Origin of the sequence: Photobacterium proteolyticum (assembly GCF_001939735.1) — a bacterium.
Taxonomy (GTDB): Bacteria; Pseudomonadota; Gammaproteobacteria; order Enterobacterales; family Vibrionaceae; genus Photobacterium; species Photobacterium proteolyticum.
On record NZ_MJIL01000069.1, the window covers coordinates 214,898 to 234,688 of the forward strand.

General features: G+C 51.8%; 22 protein-coding genes. 20 read left to right on the forward strand and 2 right to left on the reverse strand.

Going from position 1 to position 19,791, the window contains the following annotated elements; translation table 11 throughout:
- The first annotated feature begins 35 nt into the window (after positions 1-35).
- The 11 genes from flhF (at position 36) to BIT28_RS12115 (ending at position 11,182) form a co-directional block, all read left to right on the forward strand.
- Positions 36-1,721 (forward strand): flagellar biosynthesis GTPase FlhF, encoded by a 1,686-nt coding sequence (gene flhF / locus BIT28_RS12065; protein ID WP_075763973.1) that lies wholly within the window; start codon positions 36-38, stop codon positions 1,719-1,721.
- Entirely contained in the window at positions 1,714-2,613 is a 900-nt protein-coding gene (locus tag BIT28_RS12070; protein WP_075763975.1) for a MinD/ParA family protein, read from the forward strand. The genes flhF and BIT28_RS12070 overlap by 8 nt, the downstream gene beginning before the upstream one ends.
- Positions 2,606-3,328 carry an RNA polymerase sigma factor FliA gene (locus BIT28_RS12075; RefSeq protein ID WP_075763977.1) on the forward strand — a complete coding sequence of 241 codons (723 nt, stop codon included), beginning with the start codon at positions 2,606-2,608 and terminating at the stop codon, positions 3,326-3,328. The genes BIT28_RS12070 and BIT28_RS12075 overlap by 8 nt, the downstream gene beginning before the upstream one ends.
- Positions 3,329-3,382: 54 nt before the next feature.
- Positions 3,383-3,754 carry a chemotaxis response regulator CheY gene (cheY, locus tag BIT28_RS12080; RefSeq protein ID WP_036800231.1) on the forward strand — a complete coding sequence of 124 codons (372 nt, stop codon included), beginning with the start codon at positions 3,383-3,385 and terminating at the stop codon, positions 3,752-3,754.
- A gap of 36 nt (positions 3,755-3,790) precedes the next feature.
- Complete coding sequence (locus BIT28_RS12085) at positions 3,791-4,510, forward strand: protein phosphatase CheZ (protein ID WP_075763979.1); 720 nt, start codon at positions 3,791-3,793, stop codon at positions 4,508-4,510.
- Positions 4,511-4,519: 9 nt separating this feature from the next.
- Entirely contained in the window at positions 4,520-6,856 is a 2,337-nt protein-coding gene (locus BIT28_RS12090) for a chemotaxis protein CheA (RefSeq protein WP_075763981.1), read from the forward strand.
- A gap of 163 nt (positions 6,857-7,019) precedes the next feature.
- Positions 7,020-8,168 carry a protein-glutamate methylesterase/protein-glutamine glutaminase gene (locus tag BIT28_RS12095; RefSeq protein WP_075763983.1) on the forward strand — a complete coding sequence of 383 codons (1,149 nt, stop codon included), beginning with the start codon at positions 7,020-7,022 and terminating at the stop codon, positions 8,166-8,168.
- 10 nt (positions 8,169-8,178) lie between these two features.
- The gene (locus tag BIT28_RS12100; protein ID WP_075763985.1) at positions 8,179-8,958 is read left to right on the forward strand and encodes a ParA family protein; all 780 of its coding nucleotides are present in this window, start codon (positions 8,179-8,181) and stop codon (positions 8,956-8,958) included.
- On the forward strand, positions 8,948-10,231 hold the full coding sequence (locus BIT28_RS12105; RefSeq protein WP_075763987.1) for a chemotaxis protein CheW: 1,284 nt from the start codon (positions 8,948-8,950) through the stop codon (positions 10,229-10,231). The genes BIT28_RS12100 and BIT28_RS12105 overlap by 11 nt, the downstream gene beginning before the upstream one ends.
- A 22-nt stretch (positions 10,232-10,253) precedes the next feature.
- Complete coding sequence (locus BIT28_RS12110) at positions 10,254-10,748, forward strand: chemotaxis protein CheW (RefSeq protein ID WP_075763989.1); 495 nt, start codon at positions 10,254-10,256, stop codon at positions 10,746-10,748.
- On the forward strand, positions 10,748-11,182 hold the full coding sequence (locus tag BIT28_RS12115) for a DUF2802 domain-containing protein (RefSeq protein ID WP_075763991.1): 435 nt from the start codon (positions 10,748-10,750) through the stop codon (positions 11,180-11,182). The genes BIT28_RS12110 and BIT28_RS12115 overlap by 1 nt, the downstream gene beginning before the upstream one ends.
- A 38-nt stretch (positions 11,183-11,220) precedes the next feature.
- Here the strand turns inward: BIT28_RS12115 and BIT28_RS12120 are convergent, their stop codons facing one another.
- Both BIT28_RS12120 and BIT28_RS12125 read right to left on the reverse strand, forming a co-directional pair.
- Entirely contained in the window at positions 11,221-11,517 is a 297-nt protein-coding gene (locus BIT28_RS12120; protein WP_075763993.1) for an EscU/YscU/HrcU family type III secretion system export apparatus switch protein, read from the reverse strand.
- A gap of 31 nt (positions 11,518-11,548) precedes the next feature.
- On the reverse strand, positions 11,549-12,121 hold the full coding sequence (locus BIT28_RS12125) for a hypothetical protein (RefSeq protein WP_139310462.1): 573 nt from the start codon (positions 12,119-12,121) through the stop codon (positions 11,549-11,551).
- A 381-nt stretch (positions 12,122-12,502) separates the two neighbouring features.
- On the opposite strand from BIT28_RS12125, the gene ccmA reads away from it, so the two are divergent.
- From ccmA to ccmI, 9 genes are all read left to right on the forward strand, one after another.
- The gene (gene ccmA, locus BIT28_RS12130) at positions 12,503-13,153 is read left to right on the forward strand and encodes a cytochrome c biogenesis heme-transporting ATPase CcmA (protein ID WP_075763997.1); all 651 of its coding nucleotides are present in this window, start codon (positions 12,503-12,505) and stop codon (positions 13,151-13,153) included.
- Between the two features lie 6 nt (positions 13,154-13,159).
- Positions 13,160-13,828, forward strand: a complete 669-nt coding sequence (gene ccmB, locus BIT28_RS12135; protein WP_075764000.1) for a heme exporter protein CcmB — start codon at positions 13,160-13,162, stop codon at positions 13,826-13,828.
- 234 nt (positions 13,829-14,062) lie between these two features.
- Complete coding sequence (locus tag BIT28_RS12140; protein ID WP_075764002.1) at positions 14,063-14,794, forward strand: heme ABC transporter permease; 732 nt, start codon at positions 14,063-14,065, stop codon at positions 14,792-14,794.
- A gap of 7 nt (positions 14,795-14,801) precedes the next feature.
- The gene (ccmD, locus tag BIT28_RS12145) at positions 14,802-15,008 is read left to right on the forward strand and encodes a heme exporter protein CcmD (RefSeq protein ID WP_075764004.1); all 207 of its coding nucleotides are present in this window, start codon (positions 14,802-14,804) and stop codon (positions 15,006-15,008) included.
- Positions 15,005-15,490, forward strand: a complete 486-nt coding sequence (ccmE, locus tag BIT28_RS12150) for a cytochrome c maturation protein CcmE (protein ID WP_075764006.1) — start codon at positions 15,005-15,007, stop codon at positions 15,488-15,490. The genes ccmD and ccmE overlap by 4 nt, the downstream gene beginning before the upstream one ends.
- Positions 15,487-17,469 (forward strand): heme lyase CcmF/NrfE family subunit, encoded by a 1,983-nt coding sequence (locus BIT28_RS12155; RefSeq protein ID WP_075764008.1) that lies wholly within the window; start codon positions 15,487-15,489, stop codon positions 17,467-17,469. Before ccmE ends, BIT28_RS12155 begins: the two co-directional genes overlap by 4 nt.
- Positions 17,469-18,023, forward strand: coding sequence for a DsbE family thiol:disulfide interchange protein (locus BIT28_RS12160; protein ID WP_075764010.1), 555 nt, complete (start codon positions 17,469-17,471; stop codon positions 18,021-18,023). The genes BIT28_RS12155 and BIT28_RS12160 overlap by 1 nt, the downstream gene beginning before the upstream one ends.
- Complete coding sequence (locus tag BIT28_RS12165) at positions 18,020-18,526, forward strand: cytochrome c-type biogenesis protein (RefSeq protein ID WP_083651792.1); 507 nt, start codon at positions 18,020-18,022, stop codon at positions 18,524-18,526. Before BIT28_RS12160 ends, BIT28_RS12165 begins: the two co-directional genes overlap by 4 nt.
- Positions 18,526-19,749, forward strand: coding sequence for a c-type cytochrome biogenesis protein CcmI (gene ccmI / locus BIT28_RS12170; protein ID WP_075764012.1), 1,224 nt, complete (start codon positions 18,526-18,528; stop codon positions 19,747-19,749). The genes BIT28_RS12165 and ccmI overlap by 1 nt, the downstream gene beginning before the upstream one ends.
- Positions 19,750-19,791 lie beyond the last annotated feature (42 nt).

Genomic DNA, 19,791 nt, shown 5'->3' on the forward strand with positions numbered 1-19,791 from the left:
CGTAAGCAATAGCGTGATTAGACGGGAAGACAAGATTGAAAATTAAGCGATTTTTTGCCAAAGACATGCGAACTGCGCTGAGCCAAGTGAAAGAAGAGCTCGGGGCTGATGCGGTGATCATGTCAAATAAAAAAGTGACCGGCGGAGTCGAGATTGTTGCTGCCGTGGATACTGACGTTGCCAACGAGCCGCCTAAAACGTCACAGGCGACACGTGACGCCCTGGCTGAGCGACTGGGTCAGGCCAAACGCAAGCTGGCAGATGACAAGGTACAGCTGAAGCAGTCGGCGGCAAGCCGGTTTGCCAATGTATTGCAGAACTACACCGGTGACAGCAAGCCAGAGGACGAGCCTGCTGAAACAGAAGTGGATTCGCTGTCGGCGCTGCTTAAACGCCAGTCCAAGCACCATGGCAACGGCTCCGAACGTGGCTATGATGAGCCGGATCGTTCAGGAATGCGTCCGCGCTCTGCGCCGGCCGAGCGACGTCCGGCGCAAAACCGTGCCCCGCAAAACGGCAATTATTCGCCGCCGGAATCCGGATTTGGTTCCGGCCGCCGGCAAGAGTTCGGTCAGGACCCGCGTACGGAACGTCGCCAGCAAAACGGGCTTAACGGCTCCTCGCGTGGTATGGGATCTCAGCGTCAGCCAAAGCATGCGCTGGATATTGGCGACTACCGTCGCCCGCAATCGCAGAGTAAAGGGCTGAAACAGGATTATGGCCGGGGAGGCAACCGCCTTGACCCGAGTCGTCACGATCCGAAGGCCGGTAGCCATTCGAATGATGAAATGGACTCGATGCGCAATGAGATGGCGTCGATCCGGCGATTGCTGGAACACCAGCTTTCCGGTCTGATGTGGCAGGAAGTCGAGCGCCGTGAACCGATGCGGGCAATGATGATCAAGCGGTTGGAAAAAATGGGGCTCTCACCGGAGCTTGCCGATCAGCTGGCCTGTTACATCCCCGAAGACGTCCCGGCTAACGAAGCCTGGCCGGCGCTGTTGGATTTGCTGTCAGATCAAATCATCACTACCGATGACTGTATACTCGAGACCGGTGGCGTTGTTGCGTTGCTGGGACCGACAGGGGTGGGCAAGACGACCACTATCGCCAAGTTGGCGGCACGTGCCGCGATGGATTTTGGTCCTGACCAAATCGCCCTTGTCACAACAGATACTTATCGTATCGGAGCGCATGAACAGCTGGCTACATATGGTCGAATTATGGGCTGTCCGGTAAGAGTTGCTAAAGATGCCGAGGAGTTGGCCGATATACTTCACCAGTTACGGCATAGACGCCTGGTTCTGCTCGATACTGCAGGGATGGGGCAACGTGATATTCGGTTGTCTGAGCAGCTTGATACCCTGATGCAGAACAGTGGCTCACAAATTCGTAGTTTTCTGGTGCTGCCTTCGACGGCACAGCGGCGCGTACTGCACGAAACCATTGAACACTTCCGCCGGATCCCGTTGTCAGGCTGTGTCCTGACCAAGCTGGATGAGTCTCTCAGCCTGGGTGAGGTGATTTGTGTATCGATTCAGAGTGCGCTGCCTATCGCCTACCTGGCTGACGGCCAGCGGGTACCGGAAGACATTAAAGTAGCAACAGGTGATTACCTGGTATCACGTGCAAACGAATTACTAGAACAAGAATTAAGCCAGCAATCTCATTTCTGGAGTAGCGATAGTTCAGATAATCAGGCGGCAGACTTTTATGATTGAGAACGCAATGTACGATCAAGCGAGCGGTTTGCGCCGTATGACAAAATTATCTTCCACTAAGGTCATTACTGTTACTGGCGGTAAAGGCGGTGTGGGCAAGACCAACGTGACCCTGAGCATGGCTATTTCGATGGCCCGCGAGGGTAAGCGGGTGATGGTGCTTGATGCCGACCTCGGCCTTGCCAACGTGGATGTCATGTTGGGGCTGCGTGCAGGCCGTAACCTGTCGCATGTCCTGGCCGGACAGTGCGATCTTCAGGATATCATTGTCGAGGGGCCGTACGGGGTGAAAATCATCCCGGCTGCATCGGGTACCCAGAACATGGCTGAACTGACGGCTGCTCAGCATATGGGGCTGATCCGTGCTTTCAGCAGCCTGGAAGATGATATTGATGTCCTGCTGGTGGATACTGCTGCCGGTATTTCAGATATGGTACTGAGCTTTGCGCGAGCCGCACAGGATGTACTGGTGGTAGTTTGTGATGAGCCGACGTCGATTACCGATGCCTATGCACTGATTAAGATCCTGAGCCGCGAATACGATGTTCAGCGGTTCAAGATTGTAGCCAATATGGTACGCAGTTACCGAGAGGGGCGGGAACTGTTTGCCAAGCTGACGCGCGTGACTGAGCGGTTCCTCAATGCCAACCTCGAACTGGTTGCCTGTGTACCGCTTGATGATCGGGTTCGCCAGTCGGTTAAACGACAAAAAATTGTGGTTGATGCCTTCCCGCGTAGTCCGGCGGCATTAGCGTTGACGTCACTGGCGTCAAAGGCCATGACCTGGCCGGTACCGAGCAGTGCTGGTGGGCATCTCGAGTTCTTTGTCGAGAAGTTATTGGTAAAGCAAACACCGGAACCAACACCGAACGAGGCTCCTATTGGTGAATAAAGCATTGACATACGGACGCTATCAGGAGAGTCCGCATGCCTTTATTGAGCGATATTCGTCATTGGTAAAGCGCATTGCTCACCACCTGATGGGGCGATTGCCCCCCAACGTTCTATTAGAAGATTTAATTCAGGCTGGTATGATAGGCCTCCTGGAAGCACAGCAGAATTATGATCCCAGCAAAGGTGCAAGCTTCGAGACCTTTGCCGGTATCCGGATCCGGGGCGCGATGCTTGATGATATCCGCCGTGGAGACTGGGTTCCGCGTTCGGTATATAAAAATAGCCGGCGCATCACGGAAGCCATTTCTTTCCTGGAAGCAGAGTTCGGGCGAGACCCTAATGATCAGGAAATTGCCGAACATCTCGAAATGACACTCGAACAGTACCATCAGGCGCTAAATGATGTTAATTGTGGGCGTCTTATTGGTATGGATGATCTGGGTGTATCGGAAGATGCTGTTGCAAGTGAAGAAGCACTTGAAGAAAATCTTCCATTTCAGGGTGTTGTGAATGATAATTTCCGTCAATCACTGGCTGAAGCAATAAAAACACTGCCTGAAAGAGAGGCGCTGGTCCTGTCTCTTTACTATGATGAGGAGCTCAATCTCAAGGAGATTGGTGCTGTTATCGGGGTCAGTGAATCTCGTATTTGCCAGATTCATAGTCAGGCGATGCAACGTTTGCGTTCCAAGCTCAAGGTTTGGACTGCTTAATACATATTAGATAAAAACACTGTGACCTCAGTGGAGGCAACTTTGAATAAAAACATGAAAATCCTCATTGTTGATGACTTCTCAACAATGCGCCGTATCGTTAAAAATTTGCTACGTGACCTAGGTTTTAACAATACCCAGGAGGCGGATGATGGATTGACTGCGCTACCTATGCTGAAAAAAGGCGGGTTTGATTTCGTTGTAACAGACTGGAACATGCCTGGTATGCAAGGGATTGATTTGCTGAAGCACATTCGTGCTGATGATGAACTGAAGCACCTTCCGGTACTGATGATCACCGCTGAAGCAAAACGCGAGCAGATTATCGAAGCTGCGCAGGCGGGTGTTAACGGTTATATCGTTAAGCCATTTACTGCCGCTACGTTGAAAGAGAAGTTAGATAAAATCTTCGAGCGTATGCAGTAATTACAATCGTCAGGCGCTAAAAGGGTAATAACCATAATGATTTCACTCGATCAGGCTAAGCAGCTTGTCAGCCTGCTTGAAGATGGGAAACAGGACGAAGCAAACACGCTTGTACAGGGGCTTGTCTCCGACAGTCGTGATCCTGTCTATGCAGAAGTGGGTAAGTTGACTCGCCAATTGCATGATTCACTGGCAAATTTTCGTCTTGATCCCCGTCTTAATGATTTAGCGAAGAACGAAATTCCTGACGCCCGTGACCGTTTATCATATGTGATTGATAAAACGGAATCTGCTGCCAATAAAACCATGGATGCGATCGATAGTATCGAGCCGCTTGCCGATAGGTTGAATGACTCTCTGAGTCAGGTTCATCCTCAGTGGAAGCGTCTAATGGGTGGGCAGATTGCGCTTAATGAATTTAAGTTACTATGCCATGAAATTGACAGCTTGTTGGTACAGGTTGAAAGTGACAACAATGCGCTTCGTAGCCATTTGACAGAAATTTTAATGGCTCAAGACTTTCAGGATCTCACCGGACAGATAATACGTCGTGTCATCGAATTGGTGCACGAAGTGGAAGATCAATTAGTCGAAATCCTTAAAGCCTTTGGCATGGAACAAGAAGACAGATCAGATGCCCTTACAGAAGCCTGTGTGCTTACTCCCGAGGGGCCAATTGTCAACACAGAAGAACGTGAAAATGTCATGTCCTCACAGGATGATGTTGACGACTTGCTGTCTAGTCTTGGATTTTAGGGGAAATATATGAGCTTTGATTTAGACGAAGACATCCTGCAAGACTTTTTGATTGAAGCAGGAGAAATTCTTGAGTTGCTGTCTGAGCAGCTGGTTGAGCTTGAGCGTAGCCCTGAAGATTCAGAGCTGCTCAATGCTATTTTCCGTGGCTTTCACACCGTTAAGGGTGGCGCTGGTTTCCTCTCTCTGACTGAGTTGGTGGATGCATGCCATGGTGCAGAGAATATCTTTGACTTGCTGAGAACCGGCAAGCGAAGCGTTACACCAGAATTAATGGATGTGATTCTTGAGGCGCTGGACACCATCAACGAAATGTTTGGCCTGGTGCAGGAGCGAGAACCGCTTGTTCCCGCTGAGCAGAGCCTGCTTGATGCGCTTCACCGCTACAGCCAGCCGCCGACAGCAGAAGAACTCGCTCCTGCCGCTGCTGCGCCGGTCTCAGAGCCAGAGCCGGTTGTGGTTCCTGAGCCTGTCGCACCAAGCCCAGTAGTTGAACCAGCAGCGGCACAGCCTGCTGCCCCATCATCGGCAATTGCCGGTGATACGGTTGACGACATGACGCAGGATGAATTTGATCGTCTACTTGATGAGCTTCATGGAGCAGGCAGTGGCCCATCAGCTTCTTCTGCAGCTCCAACCCCGGCATCGGCACCTGCGCCTCAAGCAGGCAATGCAGCTGTTGTGGATCAGATCCAGTCTGAGTCGGGTGACATCACCGACGATGAGTTCGAGCGTCTGCTGGACGAACTGCACGGTGCAGGCAAAGGCCCGGGCAATACTGACAGCGTGGTTGTTGCTACACCGGTTCCAGCTACACCGGCACCAGCCGCACCGGTAGCGGCCTCGACAGTGCCGAGTGACACAGGTGCCAGCTCTGGTGATGATGACCTGATGACTGACGATGAATTTGAGCGTTTGCTTGATGAGCTACATGGCTCGGGTAAAGGGCCATCGGCAGAAGAGCTGGAGATGGCGACTTGCCCTGTGGCTGATATGCTGGCAGATGTCTCTAAACCGGCAAGTGCTGAAGTGCCTGTCGCGCCAGTGGCTCCTGCAGCAGCCACTGCGGCACCAGCAGCATCGGCTCCTGTAGCCAGTTCACCTGCTCCGGCATCTAAACCTGTGGCAGAAAGAAAGCCGAAAGCCGTTGCTGCCGCCAAGGATAAAGGCAAACCGGCCGCCGAAGCGACAGTCCGTGTTGATACCTCGACTCTGGATACCATCATGAATATGGTGGGTGAATTGGTACTGGTGCGTAACCGTCTGGTAAGCCTGGGGCTTAATACCAATGACGAGGAAATGTCCAAGGCCGTATCCAACCTGGATGTCGTGACTGCCGATTTGCAGGGTGCGGTGATGAAAACCCGTATGCAGCCGATCAAGAAAGTCTTTGGCCGCTTCCCTCGGGTTGTTCGTGACTTGGCGCGTAGCCTGAAAAAAGAAATCGTGCTGGAAATGCGCGGTGAAGAAACTGATCTGGATAAGAACCTGGTTGAAGCGCTGGCCGATCCGCTGGTTCACTTGGTCCGTAACTCGGTTGACCATGGTATCGAAATGCCGGATGCCCGTGAAAAAGCAGGCAAACCGCGCCTTGGTACCGTACTGCTGTCAGCCTCGCAGGAAGGCGACCATATTCTGCTGACTATCGAGGATGATGGCGGCGGTATGGATCCGGATAAACTGCGTAACATTGCTGTTGACCGCGGTGTGATGGACGCTGATGCCGCATCACGCCTTACTGATTCAGAGTGTTATAACCTTATCTTTGCACCTGGCTTCTCGACCAAGAAAGAGATCTCTGATATCTCCGGTCGCGGTGTGGGCATGGATGTAGTTAAGACCGGGATCAGTCAGCTTAACGGCTCAATCAGCATTGATTCGGCGCTGGGCAAGGGTACCAGAATTGATATCAAGGTGCCGCTGACGCTGGCTATCCTGCCGACCCTGATGGTGGGTGTGGCTGAACAGCCATTTGCCCTGCCGTTGGCAAGCGTAAACGAGATTTTCCATCTTGATCTGCGCAAGACCAACAATGTCGACGGTCAGCTGACAATCATTGTCCGTGATAAGGCAATCCCGCTGTTCTACCTGCAAGACTGGTTGTCAGCTGTCGGCCTGCCGCAGCGCGAACGCGACCATGGCCATGTGGTGATTGTTCAAATCGGTCACCAGCGAATTGGTTTTGTGGTTGATACATTGATTGGCCAGGAAGAAGTTGTGATCAAGCCACTTGATGAATTGCTTCAGGGTACACCGGGTATGGCCGGAGCCACCATTACCAGTGACGGTCATATTGCCCTGATCCTTGATGTGCCGAACCTGCTAAAACACTATGCCGGCCGTTAAGGCCTAGCGGCTCACTCAATATCAGAGCGACAACTAAATTAGGGGCGTAAGCCCCTAAATAGCAAATTAAATTATTATCTGGTTCTGCTGGCCTGCCGGTGCCAGATAATTGTTCAGTTTGTTAGATAGGCTGGATAACTCATATATACGGGATAAATACAACATGGCAGTAAAAGTATTGGTGGTGGATGATTCAAGCTTCTTCCGCCGCCGTGTCAGTGAAATAATTAACTCCGATCCTCGACTCGAGGTGATTGGCAGTGCCGTCAATGGTAAAGAAGCGGTAGAACTGACTAACAAGCTTCAGCCTGATGTCATCACCATGGACATTGAGATGCCGGTGATGGACGGTATTACTGCCGTGCGCGAAATTATGAAAAGCGCACCGACCCCGATCCTGATGTTCTCTTCGCTAACCCACGAAGGAGCGAAGGCGACACTGGATGCCCTTGATGCCGGTGCGTTGGATTTTCTGCCGAAGAAATTTGAAGATATTGCCCGCAACCGTGATGAGGCGGTTGGCCTGTTGCAAAAACGTGTTGGCGAGCTGGCACGCAAACGTGTCTTTATGCGTCGCTCTGTACGCCCAGCATCGGCAACGGCTGCTGGCCGTGAGCTGAAAAAGCCTGCACTTGGGCGAACAGCTGCAACGGCATCTCAGACAGCGACAGTAGCACGTCCGGGAGCGCGTCCTGTGGCGGCGAAGCCAATGGCGCGGTTTAAGTCTTCGGGCAAGAAGTATCAGCTGATGGCAATTGGTACCTCGACAGGTGGCCCGGTTGCCCTGCAGAAAATATTGACTAAGTTACCGGCCAACTTCCCTTATCCGATCGTATTGGTTCAGCACATGCCAGCGACCTTTACGGCCGCGTTTGCAGCTCGCCTGAACAATCTGTGCAAGATTGGGGTAAAGGAAGCCGAGGACGGGGATACCCTCAAACCGGGAATGGCCTACCTGGCTCCCGGCGGTCAGCAAATGATGCTGGACGGACGTCCGGGCTCCGCCCGTGTGCGGATCATTGATGGCGGCGAGCGAATGAACTACAAGCCATGCGTCGATGTGACCTTCGGCTCGGCGGCCAAGATCTATCATGACAAGGTTCTGTCCATGGTATTGACCGGGATGGGCGCTGACGGTCGAGAAGGCGCACGAATGCTGAAATCCAGCGGCTCGACAATTTGGGCGCAGGACGAAGAGAGCTGTGTCGTCTACGGGATGCCGCAGGCTGTGGCAAAAGCGGGGATCTCCAGTGAAGACCTGCCGCTAGATCGGATTGCCGAGCGCATTCTGGTTGAAATCGGCCTGTCATAGGGAGTTCGATTTGATCGTCTGGAGTATCGCCAATCAAAAAGGCGGGGTCGGGAAAACAACGACAACGGTAACGCTTGCCGGGTTGCTGAGTGAGCGTAACAAACGCGTACTGTTGGTGGATACCGATCCCCACTCGTCGCTGACGACTTATCTTAACCTTGATGCGGACTCAGTACCTGCCAGTCTGTTTGACTTGTTTCAGCTAACCGATGTCACGCGCGAAACCGTTCGCCCGATAATCTTGAACACCCAGTTCAAGAACATCGATATTATACCTGCGCATATGTCGCTGGCGACGCTGGACCGGGTAATGGGTAATCGTGGCGGGATGGGGCTTGTGTTAAAAAAGGCCTTGAACAGCCTGGCAGATGACTATGATTATGTGCTGATTGACTGTCCGCCGATCCTTGGGGTGATGATGGTCAATGCCCTTGCGGCCAGCGATAGGATCCTGATCCCGGTGCAGACCGAGTTTTTGGCGATGAAAGGGCTGGAGCGCATGATGCGCACCCTCCAGATCATGCAAAAATCTCGTCCCTCGGGCTTTCGGGTAACCATTGTCCCGACAATGTATGATAAGCGGACCCGGGCATCATTGCAGACACTGCAGGAGCTGAAAGTACGGTTCCCGGAGCAAATTTGGGCATCGGCGGTGCCGATTGATACCAAGTTCCGTGATGCCAGTATCAAGCATATGCCGCCGTCTTTGTATGCCCGCAGTTGTCGTGGTGTCTTTGCTTACAAGACACTACTAAATTATCTGGAGCGTCTGGATCAAGATGAACGATAAGCATCGTCTGTCCAGTGAACAGGCACTGGATGATTATTTCTTTGATTTGCTGGCTGAGCCTGAAGAGGCTCAGCCGGCAGATGAGTTAGCCTCTCAGGCTGAAGATGACGGCCAGGCTGCCTTAGCGCAAGAGCCTGTGCAGCAAGATGCGATTTCGCCACCTAGTCAGGCGGATGCTTCTGACGAAGAGACAGAACCCGCAGGTGAAGATGAGCTTGAGCTACAAGAGCAACCGGATCAGCACGATCAAGGCGGTGACGCCACGATCGACAGCGATCTTCAATCTGAGAGTACCGCGGCACCGTTCGACTTTGAACAACTGTCCGAGTCGCACGACGAGCAGAGTGATAGTGTCGTCTCTGTCGCGCTGAACCTTTCTCCCTCATCGGAGAAGGCATCGGGTTGGATACCACAGACTCAGGAGCCGCCGGCAGAGCCTAAGCCCGTATTACCGGACAGCAAGTCCTCCGTTTCTTTTGCCGAAAAGCCGCAGGCTGAGCTGGAAGATGTGCAGCGACTGCTGAGTCAGATGAGCCAGATGCAGTCTGACATCCAGCATGAAACCGATGCCCTGATTGCCGAGCAGATGCAGTGTGCGGCCGAAAGGGCTGAACAAGTGGTCGAAGAAGCGGTTCTGGAAGAGGCCGTGACTGTGCCTGCTATGGAACCTTTTTCTGTTGAATCGCAAAGCAATAACGTAGAATCAGCAACAAGCGTAGAATCAGAGCCAGACGTTGAACACGCTGAGCCTGAAGTGGTTGTTGAGCCTGAAACACAGCCAGGCAGTGAGGGGCCACCGGATGTGTGGCAGCAACAGCAGGACAGAAGTTCAGAGTTTCAGGCGCTTTTCTTTGAGGTCAATGGCGTGACGTTTGCTGTGCCGTTGACTGAATTGGGGGGCATTCATCAGCTCGGTGAGGTGAATCACCTTCTGGGGCGGCCGCCCTGGTACCTCGGGTTGATGACAAACCGTGAGCATCAGCTGGATGTGGTCGATACTGCACGCTGGGTGATGCCGGAAAAACTGAGTTCGAATGAACATCAGGAAGAATATCGATATATCGTGATGTTAGGGGAAAGTAAGTGGGGACTGGCATGTAATGCGCTCCACGGGACTGAAACTTTGACAGAACAGAGTGTTCGTTGGCGGGAACAGGCGGGTAAACGTCCTTGGCTTGCCGGAATGGTTAAAGAAAAAATGTGTGCTCTAATTCATGTTAGCGAACTAATATCTATGCTCAATGCTGGTTTAGATGTTAAGAGTGTAATGTGAGCAAGGCCAAAGAGGAAACAGCATGTCTCAGGTTAGTGTAGCCGAAATACAAAAAGAAGACGGTAGCGATCAGGTACTGCAGTGGGTAACCTTCCAGCTGGAAGATGAAACCTACGGTATCAATGTGATGCAGGTACGTGAAGTATTGCGCTACTCCGAAATTGCTCCGGTACCAGGTGCGCCAGATTACGTTCTGGGTATCATCAACCTGCGTGGTAACGTAGTAACGGTTATTGATACCCGTTCTCGCTTTGGCCTAATGCCAGGTGAAATCTCTGACAATACCCGTATTGTGATCATCGAGGCTGAAAAGCAGGTGATCGGTATCTTGGTAGACAGCGTCGCAGAAGTTGTTTATCTACGTAGTTCTGAAATTGACAGCACACCAAGTGTCGGTACAGAAGAGAGCGCGAAGTTTATCCAGGGCGTGAGCAACCGAGACGGTGAGCTGCTGATCCTGGTAGACCTAAACAAGCTGCTGTCTGACGAAGAATGGGACGAGATGGCGTACTTGTAATGCTAAGCCTCGTTTTGCAATGGTTGCCGGTTGCTGTTGCGATCCTGGCCGTGATCATTTCATGGCTAATGGTTCGTCGTGAACGCAAGGCCCGCCAGGCACTGGAAGCAAAATTTGCCGCCACAGAGTTGGTGTTGAAAAACTCTCGGCACCAGCACGAAAGCTTGCTTAAGCAGTTTACCGAGCTGCGTGCCGGAACAATAGGTATGAGCCAGAAGCTGGCTGACATGGCCGAGCACCTTGAGATGATCTCGGATCGACAGGGTGAAATGGCGATGTTGGATCCTGACGGAAAGCTCTACAGCCGCGCCAGTAAAATGGTTGAGCTGGGCGCCGATGTCGATGAGCTGATGGAAGAGTGTGATTTGCCGAAGGCCGAGGCGGAGCTGTTGCTGCGCTTGCAGCAAAAGATGGCGCAGCCAAGACGGCGTTAGAATGCAAACACGGTTTCACAACCTGTCGTTCAGTTGTATTACACTTGTTCGTTGATACTTGAAAGCCCTTCCCACCCGGGAGGGGTTTTTCCGTTTAGGTACCAGGAAAAAGCGATCAGCTCGGCGATAACCTGATAGAGTTTTTCCGGGATCTCATCACCGACCTCAAGGTTGTTGAGGTAGTCAGTAAGCGCTTCATCCTGATGAATCAAGCCGCCCTGTTGTTTGACCTGCTCGATAATGTGTTCTGCCAGCTGGTTATGGCCCTTGGCCGTTACCGTTGGTGTTTGCTGCCCGTCATAGTGGAGGGCTATTGCACTTTTGTTTTTCTGCATTGCTTCTATCTGGCTATCTGTGTTGTGGTCACTATATCAGAATCGACAGCCCTTCAGTGTTGGGCTCGATAACTTGCGGCGGACGAAGGGTAAAGATGGCAGGTTCGCTATCGATCCCCAGCATTGCTAATCGTTCGGTCAGTACCGGGGAAAGGACTTCGGTGCGTTTCAGCCACTCTCTATTGTCTGATTCGAAGGCGAGAGCCAGGTTTTGTTGTTGCCATACCGCGATTGCATGGACGGTATCATATTGACCGACAGGGAGTGCTAACCGGATAGTCCACTTAGACGATTGCTCGGTGCTTCGTGCTGGACTGGCGTCGGGATCTTTTTCAACGGATAACTTCAGCTCTCGGCCGTTTGGCTGCAACAAATGCAGCTGGAGCAGGCTGGTATCGGTGTCTTTACCGTTGGCAGCCAAACGCTGCTCAACAGCCAGTTTGAGAAGCGCATTGAATTCGTCTTGCTTGTCGGTTGGCAGCTGCTGCAACCACTGCCTCAGAGGACTATCCGCTTGTCTGGATTGTTCCAACAATTGGAGCAGAATCGGTTTTCCGGCACCTTGTCTAAGCCATTGGATAAGTGTGGCTTTATTTTCGGGCATCAGAAGCTGAGAGAGCAAATTAGTGACAGCAGGCGAAGAGGGCATCGGAGGGGATGAACTCTGTGCGACAAAAGTTGTAAAAAAACGTTGCAGCACATTCATTTGCATTAATACTTGAGACAGTTGAGAAATTTGTCCCTGAACAGGCCGATTTGCATTTACAGGTTGTGAAATTTTTGGATTTGTCTCATTTTCTGGCACTTTTTTAGGTTCAATTTGTCCACTCTTAATTAAAGCAGAGGTTTGGGAGCTGTCGATACGCATGGATGTCACAATTACTAACCTAAGTGATGGAACTATACAACTGGGTGTCTAACAAAATCCTGAACCAGTGTGGTAATATGCCCGCTAAATTGTGTCACCTAGGATACATCATTTAATATGTTGTCTGTACAAGAATTAAGCTGTGTCCGCGATGAGCGGGTGTTGTTCGACGACCTAAGTTTCTCTGTATCGTCAGGTGAACTGGTTCAGATTGAAGGACATAACGGCGCTGGAAAAACAACCTTGCTCCGGATCATTGCGGGTCTCGGGCGGGCAGACAGCGGTAGCGTGTGCTGGAACAACGAAAATATCGAATCAGCACGGGAAGATTACTATCAGGACTTGCTGTTCCTGGGTCACCAGACTGGGGTAAAGCGAGAGCTGACAGCGTTTGAGAACCTGGCTTTTTTCCAGGCTATGCATACCCATGCAGAAGACTCGGAGCTGGCGGGAACGCCGCAGGTTAGCGGTGATGATTGCCTCTGGCAGGCACTTGCCCATGTCGGTCTGGCAGGGCGGGAAGATGTCCCGGCCGGTCAGCTTTCTGCCGGTCAGCAGCGTCGGGTGGCTCTGGCGAGGTTGTGGATCAGCAACCATAAGCTGTGGATTTTGGATGAGCCCCTGACGGCTATCGACAAGCAGGGTGTGAAAGTGCTGGAACGGTTATTCCTGTCTCATGTCGAGCGTGGCGGTGTCGTGCTGCTAACGACTCACCAGGATATGTTCACAGACAGTAACCATTTACGGAAGATTAAGTTGGGGCAGTAGTTCAGGATGCTAAGCGCTATTTTTCAAGTCATTCGGCGTGAACTGCTGATTGCATTTCGTCGACAGGCTGATGTTTTTAACCCGTTGTGGTTCTTTATCATTGTGATCACCCTGTTCCCGTTGGGAGTCGGGCCGGAGCCGAATCTACTGGCTCGGATCGCACCGGGTATTGTTTGGGTTGCCGCGTTGCTGGCTGCGTTGTTGTCGCTGGAGCGTCTGTTCCGGGATGACTTTGTCGACGGTTCGCTCGAGCAGATGCTGATGATGCCGACACCACTGCCGGTGCTGGCTTTTGCCAAAATGGTGGCGCACTGGGTACTGACAGGTGTGCCTTTGTTGCTGATCAGCCCGCTGCTGGCAATATTGCTATCGTTGGACTGGGAGACCTGGAAGGCGGTGGTATTGACGCTGCTTGTCGGCACGCCGACATTGAGCTTTCTCGGGGCGATTGGGGTCGCGCTGACAGTGGGGCTGAGAAAGGGCGGGGTACTGTTGAGCTTGCTGATTTTGCCGCTTTATATCCCAGTGCTGATATTTGCCACTTCGGCGATTGATGCGGCAAGCCTCGGGATGGCGTTCAACGGGCAGTTGGCGTTGATGGGGGCAATGTTAGTTGGGTCGGCAACGCTGGCACCATTTGCGGTTGCTGCATCATTACGTATAAGTGTGCAATAAAAGATTACAATTACACCTGAGTAAGATGTCTCATAATAATGGATCTCATGAGACAATTTTGAGCAAGAACAAGGAAGCGATGGTTAGATGAGCAAGTACCTCAAAGGAGGTATTCAACTTTGCTTATCCTAATTTAATGATGAGAATTGTTTCATTGGTATGTTGTTCTGCTTTGAGTGAACAATACGCTGGCTGAGAACGTACTTATTACAATTATACGAGTAGAGCAGAAATATGTGGAAGTGGTTACATCCCTACGCGAAAGCTGAAAATTGCTACCGCCTGTGCGGTACCCTGTTACCCTGGTTCTCCATTATTGCCTTATTGGGGATCATTGGCGGTACTATCTGGGGGTTAATGTTTGCCCCGACAGATTACCAGCAGGGCGATAGTTTCCGGATTATCTATCTTCACGTTCCTGCGGCCATCTGGTCGATGGGGGCCTATATGTCAATGGCCATTGCTGCCTTTATCGGTTTGGTCTGGCAGATCCGACTGTCCGATATGGCTGCTGCGGCAATGGCGCCGGTGGGTGCTGTGTTCACCGTGATTGCTCTTCTCACCGGTGCCATCTGGGGTAAGCCTATGTGGGGAGCCTGGTGGGTGTGGGATGCCCGTCTGACGTCTGAGCTAATCTTGCTGTTCCTCTACCTGGGTGTTATCGCCCTCTATAGTGCGTTTGATGATCAGAAAACCGCGGCAAAGGCGGCGGGTATTCTGGCGATTGTCGGTGTTATCAACCTGCCTATCATTCATTTCTCTGTTGAGTGGTGGAATACCCTGCACCAAGGTGCCACGATTACCAAATTTGACAAACCGTCGATGGATAGCACCATGCTGTGGCCGCTGTTACTGAACATTGTCGGCTTTGCCTGTTTCTTTGGCGCGGTGACGCTGGTACGTCTGCGCAATGAAATCATTGCCCGTGAAAGTCATCGCCCTTGGGTCCGTGAATTAATGAAGTGAGGCCATCATGCATTTTGAATCTTTTAGTGACTTTTTAGCGATGGGTGGCTACGCATCTTATGTCTGGGCGGCCTATGGTATTTCCTTTGCTGCTCTGCTGTGGATCTTATTTTCAAGCCTGAGTAAAAAACGTCGCCTGGCGGCAGAAATCAAGAACAAAATCGCTCGTGAGCACCGTATTAAAGAAGCGAAAAAACTGGAGAATACACTATGAACCCGAGACGTAAAAAACGCATGACGTTAGTGTTGGCGTTGGTTGTTGGCCTCGGCGCAACGGTTGGCTTGATGCTGTATGCGTTAAACCAGAATATGGATTTATTCTATACCCCGACCGAGCTGGTTAACGGCAAGCCGGACGGCACAAAGCCTGAAGTCGGTCAGCGCCTGCGTATCGGTGGTATGGTTGTTACGGGTTCGGTTGAGCGTGATCCTCAGTCGCTGGAAGTTCGCTTTGACGTGGCCGATGTCGGCCCGGCTGTGACCATTAAGTACGATGGTATCTTGCCGGATCTGTTCCGTGAAGGTCAGGGTATCGTTGCTCAGGGTGTATTGGTAAATGCCACCACCATTGAAGCTCATGAAGTACTGGCAAAACACGATGAAGAGTATATGCCGCCGGAAGTGGCTGAAGCGATGAAGAAAACCCACGAACCTCTTCAATATACCGAAGAACAGATGCAGGGCAGTGTTCAATGATTGCAGAACTGGGGCATTTTAGCCTGATTATTGCGCTGGGTTTGTCGATCCTCGCAAGTATCTATCCATTGTACGGGGCCTCTGTTGGCAACCAGTCAATGATGCGCATGGCACGTCCGCTGACATACGGTGTATTCGGTATGCTGCTGTTGTCATTTGTCGTGCTGTGCTGGGCATTTTACACCAACGACTTCACCGTGACCTATGTGGCGAGTAACTCGAATAGTCTATTGCCGTGGTACTACCGTATTACTGCTGTTTGGGGCGCACACGAAGGTTCCTTGTTGCTTTGGGTGCTGATCCAGGCGACGTGGGCGGCTGCTGTAGCCATGTTCAGCCGCGGTATGCCGTTAGAGTCGGTATCCCGTGTATTGGCGGTAATGGGTATGATTTCAGTAGGCTTCCTGCTGTTTATCATCATGACTTCTAACCCGTTCCTGCGTACCTTGCCATTCTTCCCGGTTGACGGTCGCGACTTGAACCCTCTGCTGCAGGATCCGGGGCTGATTATTCACCCGCCGATGCTGTACATGGGTTATGTAGGTTTCTCTGTTGCCTTTGCCTTTGCAATTGCCTCTTTGATGACTGGTCGTCTGGATACTGCATGGGCGCGTTGGTCTCGTCCTTGGACAATCGCTGCATGGTCGTTCCTGACGCTGGGTATCGCACTTGGCTCATGGTGGGCATACTACGAACTTGGCTGGGGCGGCTGGTGGTTCTGGGATCCGGTCGAAAACGCCTCGTTCATGCCATGGTTAGCCGGTACGGCATTGATGCACTCGCTTTCTGTGACAGAAAAACGCGGTACCTTTAAAGCCTGGACGGTACTACTGGCAATCTCGGCGTTCTCGTTGAGTCTGTTGGGTACCTTCCTGGTCCGTTCAGGTGTTTTGGTTTCTGTCCATGCTTTCGCCTCCGATCCGGCTCGTGGCATGTTCATCCTAGGCTTCCTGATTGTGGTCATTGGCGGCTCCTTGCTGCTCTACGCCCTGCGCGGCGGTCAGATCAGATCACGTGGTAACTACAGCCTGTTCTCGCGTGAGAACCTGCTGCTGGCTAACAACCTGCTGCTGGTTGCTGGCCTGCTGGTTGTATTGATTGGTACCTTGCTGCCACTGATCCACAAGCAGATTGGCCTTGGTTCCGTATCCATTGGTGTGCCGTTCTTCAATACCTTGTTTACCTGGCTGATGATCCCGTTTGCCTTCATTCTGGGTATCGGTCCGCTGGTCCGCTGGAAGCGTGACAACCTGTCTAATATCACCAAGCCGATGATTATTTCGGCTGCGATTACGCTACCGTTCTCGTTCCTGGCCATTCTGCTCTTTACCGACAGCATGGAGCCGCTGGCGGTACTTGGCCTTGTCATGGCTATCTGGATTGTGGTGATGCACAGTTTTGAGCTGTATCAGCGCGCGACGCATCGCCATAGCCTGCTGAAAGGGCTAGGTAAGCTTGGCCGCAGTCACTGGGCAATGGTACTGGGTCATATTGGTCTGGCCGTGTCTGTGATCGGTATTACCCTGGTTTCGAACTATGATATTGAGCGTGATGTGCGCCTTGCGCCGGGTGAAACGGTTCAGGTTCAGGGATATAATTTCCATTTCGCCGGTCTGCGTGATGCCGATGGACCTAACTACGATGGTTATATTGCAGATTTCAATATTACCCGTAACGGCAAGTTTGTTACCGAACTGCATGCCGAGAAGCGTTTCTATACAGTAGCCGGTTCGATGATGACTGAAGCAGCGATCGACAGCGGCGTTACCCGCGATTTGTATGTTGCTATGGGTGAGAAGCTAGGTGATGGTGCCTGGGCGGTACGAATTTACTTCAAACCGTTTGTAAACTGGATCTGGTTTGGCTCGGTGCTGATGGCGCTGGGTGGAGCTATTGCAATTAGTGACAAGCGTTACCGTTTCCGTAAACAAGCCAAGCTAGGCACAGCTAAAGCTGCCAAGAAAGCTGAGGTTAACTGATGAATAAGAAATTATTGTTTGTACCTCTGGTACTGTTTTTGGCACTGGCGCTGGTCTTTATGGTTCAGCTTACCCGTAATGCAGAAGGCGATGATCCGACCAAGCTGGAGTCGGTACTGGTCGGTAAGCCGGTCCCTGATTTCAAGTTGGAAGATTTGGTCGAAGCCGGCAAGTTGTATGAGCAGGATATCTTCAAGGGCGAACCTCTGCTGTTGAACGTCTGGGCAACCTGGTGTCCGACCTGTTACGCCGAGCACACCTACCTCAATGAGCTGGCAAGCAACGGGGTAAAGATTATTGGACTTAACTATAAGGATGAGCGTCTTAAGGCTGTCCGTTGGCTTAATGAGCTGGGCAACCCGTACATTCATAGTCTGTTCGATGGTAACGGCATGTTGGGTATGGATCTGGGTGTTTACGGCGCGCCGGAGACCTTCCTGATTGATGCCAACGGTATTGTTCGTTATCGCCATGTTGGTGATGTGAACGAGCGAAACTGGGCTGATACTCTACAGCCAATGTATCAGGCGTTGCTGGAGGAAGCGAAGGGATGATGAAACAAATTAGTGCCATGCTGCTGGCTTTCGGGCTGGTATTTGCTGCGGCTCTTCCTGCGTCGGCTGCTATCGATGTCTATGAGTTTGAATCCGCAGAGCAGGAAAAAGCATTTCAGAACCTGACGGCAACACTGCGTTGTCCTAAGTGTCAGAACAATACAATTGCAGACTCGAATGCTGAACTGGCCAAAGATATGCGCCAGAAAGCGTATGATATGCTGAGCGAAGGCAAAAGCGAGCAAGATGTAGTCGACTACATGATTGCGCGCTACGGTAACTTCGTTACTTACGATCCGCCGTTGATGCTATCGACAATTATCCTGTGGGCTGGACCATTGTTGTTCGTCTTCATTGGTTTTACCGTGCTGGTTATGCGTTCTCGCAAAACGGCAGACAAGCAGGCAGCGCCAGAGTTGGAAGCTGATGAAGAGCAACGCCTGAAAGCGCTGTTGAAAGAGATGGAACAACAAAATCCGAATAACGACGGGAAGGTGAAGTAATGACGCTGTTTTGGCTAATAACCGTTGCTTTGGTTTTGGTTGCTGCGGCCATTTTTGTCGCGCCAATGTATCTTGGCAAGGCACAGGATAACGTCGCTAGCCGTGACGAGTTGAACAAGGCCTTCTTTAAAGACCGTATTAGCGAGCTGGAAAGTGAAACCAGCGAAGGCTTGGTCTCGAATCAGGATGAGCTGGTTTCTGAGTTGCAACAGTCACTGCTAGATGATGTGCCGGCCCAGGCCGAGCAGCAAAAAACGGCAGTCAGTACAGTTATGCTGATCCCGGGGCTTATCATGCTGGTGGCGGTATCGTACGGTATGTATTTCACCGTCGGTAACCTCGACAAGGTGGAGTCCTGGCAGCAGACGGTTGCTCAGCTACCAGAGCTATCTAAGCGCTTGATGGATGAGCAGGGAGCCGAGCCGTTAAGCGATGCTGAGATGAACGATCTCACCCTGGCACTGCGTACCCGTTTGCACGACAACCCGAATGACGCAACGGGCTGGTTGCTGCTTGGCCGTATTGGGATGGCGAACCGCGATGCCGATACTGCCCAGGGGGCGATGAAGCGCGCTTATGCATTGGAGCCGGGTAACCCGGAAATCCAGCTGAGCTATGCTCAGACGCTGATGCTGATTGGTGATCCGGCCAAGAGCGATTATGCGCGCCAACTACTGCGTAATGTGATCAAGCAAGACCACACGAATATCCGTGCAATGTCTCTGTTGGCGTTTGACTCATTTGAGCGTGGTGATTATCCGCAGGCTGTCTCTTACTGGACGATGATGAAGCGGATGATTGGTGAAGATGATCCTCGAGCCAAAATGCTGTACCGCAGTATTGAGCGGGCGCAGGCTCAGATCACTCAGGCGAGCGAACAAGCCGCGAATCCGAAAACTGTTTCGGTGAAGGTTGAGCTTGCTCCATCAGTGACATTGCCATCACAGGGAATCGTCATTGTTTCAGTACATTCAGCTGATGGCGCGCCAATGCCTGTAGCTGCGCGTCGAATTCCGCTATCTCAGTTCCCGCTAACGCTGACATTAAGCGACAGTGATAGCATGATACCTGAGCGTTTGATGTCATCGCTGCCGACTATGATCGTCAAGGCACGTATCGACACTGATGGCAATGTAATGACCAAAAAGGGTGATTGGTACGGCCAGAGTGATGTGATTTCGCTCGGCGGTTCCACAAATGTGCAGATAAATAAACAATACTGATAACATCGCTGGAACTCATGGAGCAGGCTGGATATCATTGTC

What these genes read in the sequence shown, in the direction of transcription:
- BIT28_RS12125 (WP_139310462.1), bottom strand. Translation starts at nt 12,121, where the DNA reads ATGCCCGAAAATAAAGCCACACTTATCCAATGGCTTAGACAAGGTGCC.
- ccmA (WP_075763997.1), top strand. Translation starts at nt 12,503, where the DNA reads ATGTTGTCTGTACAAGAATTAAGCTGTGTCCGCGATGAGCGGGTGTTG.
- BIT28_RS12095 (WP_075763983.1), top strand. Translation starts at nt 7,020, where the DNA reads ATGGCAGTAAAAGTATTGGTGGTGGATGATTCAAGCTTCTTCCGCCGC.
- BIT28_RS12115 (WP_075763991.1), top strand. Translation starts at nt 10,748, where the DNA reads ATGCTAAGCCTCGTTTTGCAATGGTTGCCGGTTGCTGTTGCGATCCTG.
- cheY (WP_036800231.1), top strand. Translation starts at nt 3,383, where the DNA reads ATGAAAATCCTCATTGTTGATGACTTCTCAACAATGCGCCGTATCGTT.
- BIT28_RS12160 (WP_075764010.1), top strand. Translation starts at nt 17,469, where the DNA reads ATGAATAAGAAATTATTGTTTGTACCTCTGGTACTGTTTTTGGCACTG.
- ccmE (WP_075764006.1), top strand. Translation starts at nt 15,005, where the DNA reads ATGAACCCGAGACGTAAAAAACGCATGACGTTAGTGTTGGCGTTGGTT.
- BIT28_RS12090 (WP_075763981.1), top strand. Translation starts at nt 4,520, where the DNA reads ATGAGCTTTGATTTAGACGAAGACATCCTGCAAGACTTTTTGATTGAA.
- BIT28_RS12110 (WP_075763989.1), top strand. Translation starts at nt 10,254, where the DNA reads ATGTCTCAGGTTAGTGTAGCCGAAATACAAAAAGAAGACGGTAGCGAT.
- BIT28_RS12085 (WP_075763979.1), top strand. Translation starts at nt 3,791, where the DNA reads ATGATTTCACTCGATCAGGCTAAGCAGCTTGTCAGCCTGCTTGAAGAT.
- BIT28_RS12140 (WP_075764002.1), top strand. Translation starts at nt 14,063, where the DNA reads ATGTGGAAGTGGTTACATCCCTACGCGAAAGCTGAAAATTGCTACCGC.
- BIT28_RS12155 (WP_075764008.1), top strand. Translation starts at nt 15,487, where the DNA reads ATGATTGCAGAACTGGGGCATTTTAGCCTGATTATTGCGCTGGGTTTG.
- ccmB (WP_075764000.1), top strand. Translation starts at nt 13,160, where the DNA reads ATGCTAAGCGCTATTTTTCAAGTCATTCGGCGTGAACTGCTGATTGCA.
- BIT28_RS12165 (WP_083651792.1), top strand. Translation starts at nt 18,020, where the DNA reads ATGATGAAACAAATTAGTGCCATGCTGCTGGCTTTCGGGCTGGTATTT.
- BIT28_RS12120 (WP_075763993.1), bottom strand. Translation starts at nt 11,517, where the DNA reads ATGCAGAAAAACAAAAGTGCAATAGCCCTCCACTATGACGGGCAGCAA.
- BIT28_RS12105 (WP_075763987.1), top strand. Translation starts at nt 8,948, where the DNA reads ATGAACGATAAGCATCGTCTGTCCAGTGAACAGGCACTGGATGATTAT.
- ccmD (WP_075764004.1), top strand. Translation starts at nt 14,802, where the DNA reads ATGCATTTTGAATCTTTTAGTGACTTTTTAGCGATGGGTGGCTACGCA.
- BIT28_RS12070 (WP_075763975.1), top strand. Translation starts at nt 1,714, where the DNA reads ATGATTGAGAACGCAATGTACGATCAAGCGAGCGGTTTGCGCCGTATG.
- ccmI (WP_075764012.1), top strand. Translation starts at nt 18,526, where the DNA reads ATGACGCTGTTTTGGCTAATAACCGTTGCTTTGGTTTTGGTTGCTGCG.